Origin of the sequence: Nocardia sp. JMUB6875 (assembly GCF_041154655.1) — a bacterium.
Lineage (GTDB): Bacteria > Actinomycetota > Actinomycetes > Mycobacteriales > Mycobacteriaceae > Nocardia.
In genome coordinates this window covers 107,005-114,838 of record NZ_BAAFGR010000002.1, presented here as the reverse complement: position 1 = coordinate 114,838, position 7,834 = coordinate 107,005, and the positions used below count along the sequence as shown (strand labels likewise).

Annotated in this window: 9 protein-coding genes; 2 read left to right on the top strand and 7 right to left on the bottom strand. The window is 69.6% G+C overall.

What is annotated here, in order from left to right; genetic code table 11:
- Window positions 1-729: SAM-dependent methyltransferase (locus ACAM49_RS01245; RefSeq protein WP_369633570.1), on the bottom strand; the 729-nt coding region annotated here is incomplete at its 3' end.
- Between the two features lie 121 nt (window positions 730-850).
- Between ACAM49_RS01245 and ACAM49_RS01240 the strand changes: the two genes are divergently transcribed.
- Complete coding sequence (locus ACAM49_RS01240; RefSeq protein ID WP_369633569.1) at window positions 851-1,414, top strand: TetR/AcrR family transcriptional regulator; 564 nt, start codon at window positions 851-853, stop codon at window positions 1,412-1,414.
- Between the two features lie 6 nt (window positions 1,415-1,420).
- Here the strand turns inward: ACAM49_RS01240 and ACAM49_RS01235 are convergent, their stop codons facing one another.
- The 4 genes from ACAM49_RS01235 to ACAM49_RS01220 form a co-directional block, all read right to left on the bottom strand.
- Window positions 1,421-2,485: a methionine synthase gene (locus tag ACAM49_RS01235; protein WP_369633568.1), complete on the bottom strand. Its 1,065-nt coding sequence runs from the start codon at window positions 2,483-2,485 to the stop codon at window positions 1,421-1,423.
- Between the two features lie 244 nt (window positions 2,486-2,729).
- Window positions 2,730-3,125, bottom strand: coding sequence for a hypothetical protein (locus ACAM49_RS01230; RefSeq protein WP_369633567.1), 396 nt, complete (start codon window positions 3,123-3,125; stop codon window positions 2,730-2,732).
- 89 nt (window positions 3,126-3,214) lie between these two features.
- Window positions 3,215-4,336 (bottom strand): tRNA 2-thiouridine(34) synthase MnmA, encoded by a 1,122-nt coding sequence (gene mnmA, locus ACAM49_RS01225; RefSeq protein WP_369633566.1) that lies wholly within the window; start codon window positions 4,334-4,336, stop codon window positions 3,215-3,217.
- On the bottom strand, window positions 4,337-5,557 hold the full coding sequence (locus ACAM49_RS01220) for a cysteine desulfurase family protein (protein ID WP_369633565.1): 1,221 nt from the start codon (window positions 5,555-5,557) through the stop codon (window positions 4,337-4,339).
- Window positions 5,558-5,882: 325 nt separating this feature from the next.
- Here ACAM49_RS01220 and ACAM49_RS01215 point away from each other — a divergent pair, with 325 nt between their 5' ends.
- Window positions 5,883-6,167 (top strand): sigma factor-like helix-turn-helix DNA-binding protein, encoded by a 285-nt coding sequence (locus ACAM49_RS01215; RefSeq protein ID WP_369633564.1) that lies wholly within the window; start codon window positions 5,883-5,885, stop codon window positions 6,165-6,167.
- On the opposite strand, the gene ACAM49_RS01210 is transcribed toward ACAM49_RS01215, so the two are convergent.
- A complete protein-coding gene (locus tag ACAM49_RS01210; RefSeq protein WP_369633563.1) occupies window positions 6,160-6,795 on the bottom strand; it encodes a class F sortase in 636 nt (211 codons plus the stop codon). The genes ACAM49_RS01215 and ACAM49_RS01210 overlap by 8 nt on opposite strands.
- Complete coding sequence (locus tag ACAM49_RS01205; protein ID WP_369633562.1) at window positions 6,792-7,745, bottom strand: hypothetical protein; 954 nt, start codon at window positions 7,743-7,745, stop codon at window positions 6,792-6,794. Before ACAM49_RS01205 ends, ACAM49_RS01210 begins: the two co-directional genes overlap by 4 nt.
- Window positions 7,746-7,834 lie beyond the last annotated feature (89 nt).

The following is a 7,834-nucleotide window of genomic DNA, read 5'->3' as shown; positions in this document are numbered from 1 at the left end:
CAGCCAGTGCTCGACGTCGAAATCGGCGGGGCGTTGGGCGGGAGCGGGTTCGGGGGTGGAGTCGCCGGCGACGAAGCTCCGCAGAGCACCGTATTGGGGTGCGTTCTCGTCCACGACCAGGCGGCCAGCGCCGAAACGGCTTCCCGGGGCGGACAACTCGGTGAGGGTCTGAACGACGCGCTGGTTCCAGGCCTGGTTCAGGTAGCCGAGCGAGCCCTCGTCGACCCAGTAGGTTGGCAGGCTCGGTTGGAAACCGGAGTTCAGCAGGCGCTTTCGCCAGTCCTCGCGCAGGTCGGCGATGACAACGCTGCGGCGGCAGGTCGGAGTCGCACCGGACGCGGCGAGGACGGGTTCTTTGAAATCGAAGAGCTCGGGTAGGTCGATCTCGAAGATGTGGATGTGCTCCGGTAGGTCCATGCGGAAGGCGCGGGTGTCCAAACCCGCTCCGAGCAGGACGATTTGGCGGCAGCCTGCCGCGATCGCCTCGCGGAAGCGGTCGTCGACCAGGCGGACGCCTATGGTCCTGCCTTCGTAGAACTGGTCCGCGATCCCCTCCAGCCGCGTCCAGCGCTCCTCATCGAATCCGGCCCGGGCGGCGGCCACGAATTCCTTCGCCAACGGGTCGTCGTAGAGGCGATCCTCCCGCTCCGACTCCCGGGCCCTGATGACGGCCACCCCGATCGCGGTCACGGCGACGCCGTCGACCGGCACTTTCACTGCTTCGGCCATGGATTGCTCCCCACGCAAATTAACTTGCCGCCCGGCTAGGTATCTGCCGGTGAGGTTGACGGTAGGCTCCCTACTTGCCGGGCGTCAAGCAAAAGTGCACCCGCAGGGCCGGAAGGATTCGATGGACGGGCGACGCAGCGATACGCGGGAACGGATTCGATCCGTCGCGATGGAGCTGTTCTCCGAACGGGGCTACGAGAAGACCTCGCTGCGGGAGATCGCCGAACGGCTCGGCGTCACGAAAGCCGCGCTGTACTACCACTTCCGGACCAAGGAAGACATTGTCGCGAGCCTGTCGGAGGATCTGCGCGGCGGCATCGACGAGATCGTGCGATGGGCCGAATCCGCGACCCCTGGCCGCGAGCGGGCCGAGGAGATCGTGCGGCGCTACGGGGAGCTGCTGCACAGCCTGGGCAAGGACATGATCCGGTTCTGGCACGAAAACCAGCCCGCGTTCCGGGATCTCGGATTCGGCACCAGCCTGCGCTACCAGTTCCGCGTGCTGGCCGATCTCATGGCCGAGCCGAGCCGCGAGCCGATCACCGTCTTCCATGCCCGGCAGGCGCTGCTGGCCATCAGCTGGAGCCTGTCGATGATGGGCGATCTGGAACTGTCCGATGACGAGAGCAATGCGGCGTCGGTCGCCATCGCGATGGACATCCTCGCGCGGATGCCATCTCGCTGAGAGAGCTCACCCGAAGGTGAGCGACTCCGGATCCTCCGCGTAGGCGCGCGCGGTCTCGGCGGCCAGGTTCAGTGCGCGCCGAGCCCAGGGCAGTGGAGCTCCGGCCAGCCCGCAGGCCGGGGAGACCAGGATCTGCTCGGCGAGCAGCCGGCGGCGGAAGCCGAGACGATCGATCAGTCGCACACCGGGTTCGGCGATATCGCGCCAGGTGGTCGGCGGCGCGGGGACGGCGGACGAGGATGCGGGCGGCGTGGTGGGCACCAGGCCGAGCACCAGATGCTTTCCGCCGTCCAGCAATTCGCCGATGCGGTCCAGATCGGAGGTGCCGATGGTGGCCATGTCGAAGCCGACGGCGGCCGCCGCGCTCTTGCGCAGAAACCCGAGCGCGGGCTTGTCGGCGCAGGTGTGCACGATCACCGGCACCGATTGGCTCCCGACCACCGTGTCCAGCACGTGCAGCGCCTCGGGTTCGGGCATGGCGCGCACGGTGTTCAGCACGCTCACCCCCTTCAACGTCCCGTCCAGCACCGCCGTCAGCTGCGGCTCGTCGATCTGCAGCACGACCTGCGCGCCCAGCCGCTTCCCCACCTCGGCGACATGTTTGGCCACCCCCTCGGCCAGCGATTCCGAAAGATCCCGCAGCGCACCGGAATCCGTGAGCACCCGATGCCCACCCGGCAACTCCACCTCCGCCGCCACCGACAGCGGCCCGGCCACCTGCACCTTCACCGAATGCCCCACCCCCGCGAAACCACCGGTTTCCCAAGCCTCTTCGAGCGCATCCAGATCCGTCCGCAACAGATCCCGCGCCCGCCGCGACACCGCCCCCGGCCGCGCCGCCAGCCGATACCCCCGCACCGTCCCGTCGAACCGCATATCCACCAGCAGCGGCGAAACCCGCCCGACCATATCCGCGCCGACACCCCGTCCCGGCAACTCCACCAGATGCGGCAGCTGCCCCAACTCCCCCACCACGGTCGCCGCCGCTTCCCGTGCGTCGGTGCCCGGCCACGACCCCACCCCGGTCGCGACTCCACCGCGCAGCACGGCCGCGCCCGACTCTCCAGTCATCCCAGCCTCAGTCATCCCAGCCCCGATTCATCCGGCCGTGCGCTCAAAAATCACAGTCCAGCACCAAATTCGCGCCCGCGTGGCCGGCCATTCGACCGAAAACCCGCCACTCCCCGACGTGAGCCGATGTCGAATACCGCCACCGGCCGCGGCCACGCCGCAGCGTGGGGGGCGGAACGGTCTGCCGCGCCGGGCGAGTCGTCCCCCCGGCGCTTGGTCCGCGCGGCCGCGCGATCGGATGCCGTCACTCCTCGGCATCGTCGCGATCGGCCCGGCCGGGCGAATTCGCGTACCAGTCCCAGGCTGTCGCGTTGACGAACCAGTCCCAGGTTTTCCCCGCGCGGTCGGTCGCCTCGGCGGGCACGCCGGTGCCGGTCGTGATCCGGGTGCCGCGTTCGGTGTAGGGCGCGACCGCGACGACCACGCGCTTGCGGCCCGAAGCGTCGGTGCCGCGCGCGACAGCCGGTCCGGTGGCCGCGTCGTGCGGACCCTCCGGACCCGGTTGTGCTTCGCCCGGCTGGAATTCGCCGGTATCGGTGCGGGCGGGCTGGATCGGCTGTTCGGCGCCGCGGGCGCCCCATTTGCCGAGCCGGGCCTTGCCGGGCGCGCGTCGCGGTCGCAGGCTCGCCGGTTGCGGCATTCCGGTGCGCCACACTACGCGGCCCCGCAGGATCGGCCGGATCTGTTGTCCCCTATATGACTTCGCGTCTCCGCGCGAATGACGGCTGCTCACCGGGCGCTATCCGAGACCAGTTCGCTTGCGTACGAATGTAATTCGCGTTCGGTGCCGGAGATCGTTCCACTGCCGAGCACCTCGTCGCCCGCCTCGTCGGGGCGGTAGAGCACCACGGCCTGGCCGCGGGCCACGCCGGTCAGCGGCTCGCGCAGCCGCACCACCAGACCGCCGTCGACCGCCTCGGCGACCGCGGGGGCGGTGCCGCCGTGGGCGCGCACCTGGGCGATGCATTCGACCGGGCCGGAAGGGGTTTCGCCGGAAGTCCAGATGGCGCGGTCGGCGAGCACCGTCCACACCTCGAGGTCCTTGGCCGACCCGACGTGGACATTGCCCGTCTCCGGGTCGATATCGGTCACGTAGCGCGGCTTGCCGTCGGCGGCCGGGCCGGGCAGGCCCAGACCCTTGCGCTGGCCGATCGTGAACCCGTGCACGCCTTCGTGATCGGCGAGCTTGGTGCCGTCGGCGTCGAGCACCGCGCCCGGCCGGATGCCGATCTTCGCGCCCAGGAACGCCTGGGTGTCACCGGAGGGGATGAAGCAGATGTCGTGGCTGTCGGGCTTGTTGGCCACGGCCAGCCCGCGCGCGGCCGCCTCCTCGCGGATCTGCGGCTTGGGGGTGTCGCCGACCGGGAACATGGCGCGCGAAAGCTGTTCGGCGGTAAGCACGGCCAGCACGTAGGACTGGTCCTTGTCCGCGTCCACGGCCCGGCGCAGCACGCCGTCCTCGAGGCGCGCGTAATGCCCGGTGACCACGGCGTCGAAGCCCAGCGCCACCGCGCGGTCGGCCAGCGCCGAGAACTTGATCTTCTCGTTGCAGCGCAGGCACGGGTTGGGGGTCTCACCGGCGGCGTACGCGGCGACGAAGTCGTCGATCACGTCCTCCTTGAACCGGTCGGCGAAATCCCAGACGTAGAACGGGATTCCGAGCACGTCGGCGGCCCGGCGGGCATCGCCGGAGTCCTCCTTCGAGCAGCAGCCCCGCGATCCCGTGCGTAGCGTGCCCGGGTTCGCCGACAGCGCCAGGTGCACGCCGACCACCTCGTGTCCGGCGTCCACGGCGCGGGCGGCCGCCACGGCGGAATCCACGCCACCACTCATCGCGGCAAGTACTCGCATCTAGAAGCCTCCCTTCGCTCCGGCCAGTCCGGCCGCCTTCGCCCGCTCCACCACCTGCGGCAGCGCGGCCAGCAGGGCATCGATATCGGCGTCGGTCGAATTGTGTCCCAATGTGAATCGCAACGATCCGCGCGCCAGCGCCGGTTCCACACCCATGGCCAGCAGCACATGGGAGGGTCCGGCCACGCCGGCATTGCACGCGGATCCGGTCGAGCATTCGATCCCGGCGGCGTCGAGCAGCATGAGCAGCGAATCGCCCTCGCAGCCGGGGAACGTGAAGTGGGCATTGCCCGGCAGGCGCAGCTCGCCGGTCGCGCCGTTGAGCACCGCGTCCGGCACGGCGGCGCGCACGCCGTCGATGAGCCGATCCCGCAGCCGCTCCAATTCCAGTGTGCGCACGGTCAGTCCGGCGACGGTCTCGCGGATCGCGGCCGCCAGCCCGGCCGCCGCGGGCACATCCGAGGTGCCCGAGCGCAGGTCACGCTCGTGCCCGCCGCCGTGCAGCAGCGGCACCGCGGGCACCGTCCGGCCCAGCAGCAGTACGCCCGCGCCGTGCGGTCCGCCGACCTTGTGCCCCGCGAACGAGGCCGCGGCCAGCCCGCTGCGCGCGAAATCGATGGGCAGCTGCGCCGCCGCCTGCACCGCGTCGGAGTGCATGGGCACGTCGAATTCCTGTGCCACCGCGGCCAATTCCTCGATCGGCTGGATGGTGCCGACCTCGTTATTGGCCCACATGACGCTGACCAGCGCCGTCTCCTCGGCGAACTCGGCCAGCGCGGCACGCAAGGTCCGCGGCGAGACGATGCCCTGGGCATCGCACTCCAGCCACGTGATCCGCGCGCCCTCGTGCTGCTCGAGCCACTCCACGGTGTCGAGCACCGCGTGATGTTCCACCGAGCTCACCAGAATCCGGTTCCGCTTCGGATCGGCGTCGCGCCGCGCCCAGTAGATCCCCTTGACGGCCAGATTGTCGCTCTCGGTCCCGCCCGAGGTGAAGATCACCTCCGAGGGCCGCGCCCCCAGCCCCGCCGCGATCGACTCCCGAGCCTCCTCCAGCAGCCGCCGCGCTGCCCGCCCCGACCCGTGCAACGACGACGCGTTCCCCGTGGTCCCCAGCGCAGCGCACATCGCCTCGACAGCGACCGGGAACATGGGTGTAGTGGCCGCGTGATCGAGGTAGACCGTCTGGGCACCGACCGGACCCGGGAAAGCCGACTTCATGACCGTCCAAGGATAGCCGCCACGGTCGAGACGATATTCCCGCCATCCCCGCACCAGCAATCCGGGGAGGCGCCTCCAGGCCCGAGTCTCCACCCTCCGCCTCCGCTCCCGGCGGCGTCACCGGCCGCCGAACCCGCGACACATCCCCTCGCCGATAACCACGAACCCCCGCTCAATCGGGTTCGCCTGTGACGCGGCTCATGCAGGTGGGCGAGGTCTATCCATTTCCTAACCAATGACTATCCGCTGGTGAAATGTTCTTTTCTTAGGCTGGATACAGACGGATTTCGCGGCGACGATTCGCCGACTGCTTTCAGGAGCCCCCATGACCGGACAATGCGGACCACCGCGTTCGGCGGCCATACGCGGATCCGGCTCGAGCGACATACTCGGTGTGCTGAGCCCGGTTCACCACACCGTGTTGTACCTGCGAATCGGAATGGGCTGGACGGTCGAGCGCACCGCGGAGGCCATGGGCATCGCGCCCGAGGCCATCCGCGTCATGCAGCATCGCGCGCTCACCAGACTTCGCGAGCAACTGTCCCAGCGTCCGACCGGCGCGGCAGGTCGTTCAGCCGGGTCCGGTCGGTTCGATCACCGCGCTAGGTGACCGAGTCGAGGGAGGAGTAGACCACCACGTTGGATTCGTAGCTCTTGGCGGCCTGGTCGAAATTGCCTCCGCAGGTGACGATTTGGAGGGTGGCGCCGCCGCGGGGGCCGAAGACCAGTTGGTCGGGGAATTGGGATTTGAGGTACATACGGACGTCGGTGACCTTGAAGTGGGCGGTTTTGCCGTCGGCGCGGGTGACGTCGATGAGGTCGCCGGGCTTGGACTTCTTGAGGTTGAAGAAGACGCCTTCGCCCTTGTAGGAGTCGACGTGGCCGAGGATGACGGCCGAGCCCTGTTCGCCCGGGGCGGGGCCCTTTTGGTACCAGCCCGCCTGCTGGTAGTCGGCTGGGACCTGGACCGTTCCGTCGGCGTTGAGGCCGACGGAGATCAGGGAGCCCTGCGCCTTGATCGCGGGGAAGGAGAAGGAGACCGGGGTGGATCGGGTGATCGCGGCCGCGGTCTGCACCGTCGGGACGGTCGCGGGGGCGGTGGTGGTCGCGGCCTTCGGGCTGTCCGAGGACGAGCAGCCCGCGACCAGGGGTGCGGCGACCGCGAGCACCGCGGCCAGCGCGCCGAACAGGGTGCGCCGGATTCGCAAGGTGCCCACGGTGTTTCGAGCAGCGGTCACTTGGCGCTCACCGCGTTCGCCATGCCGCCCGCGCCGGTTTCCGGTGCGCCCTTGGGGATTACGTAGCCGCCGGCCGGGACCTGATCGGTGACCGCGATGCCGCCGAGGATGCCGGTGGTCGCGCCGACCGGAATCGCCATGCTCTGCACCACATCCGCACCGGCCGCCCCGGCTCCCGCGACCACCAGGTCGACGCCGCCCAGGCCACCGCCCTGCACAGTGCCGCCGATATTGGTGTTGCCGCCGACCTGGACACCGCCGTTGGCATTGCCGCCGATGTTGGTATTACCGCCGATCTGCACGCCACCATTGGCATCCCCGCCGATGTTGGTGTTCCCGCCTACCTGCACACCACCATTGGCATTGCCGCCGGTCTGCACGCCGCCGCCGACCTGCACGCCGCCATTGGCGTCACCGCCGATATTCGTGTTGCCGCCGATCTGCACGCCACCGTTGGCATCCCCGCCGACGTTCGTGTTCCCGCCGACCTGCACGCCACCGTTCGCATTGCCGCCGACATTCGTGTTGCCGCCCACCTGCACACCGCCATTGGCGTCACCGCCGACATTGGTGTTCCCGCCGACCTGCACACCACCGTTGGCATCCCCACCAACGTTGGAGTTCCCGCCGACCTGCACACCGCCATTGGCATTGCCGCCGGCCTGCGTACCGCCGCCGACCTGCACGCCGCCGCCCACCTGCGCGCCGCCGTTCGCATTGCCGCCCGGTGCGGTGGTCGGCACCTGGGGCGTCGCCCCGCCGCCGACGCCGACCTGCGTATCGACGCCGATCTTCACACCACCGGGACCGATGCCGACCTCGACGCCAACACCGGCGTCGGCGCCCGGTGCGGGGGTCGTGGTCGTGGTGGGATCCGCGGCGGCCGACGACGCGCAGAGAGCAACGGCGGCCGCGGCGAGCGCGGCAGCCGTGAATGTCCTTGCCGACATTGTGAGTTCGCTTCCAGAAGATGTTGTTGTCGCTCTTCCCGTCGAATGGACCGACCGGTGTGTTACCCCTAATTCCGGACGCCGGTCAG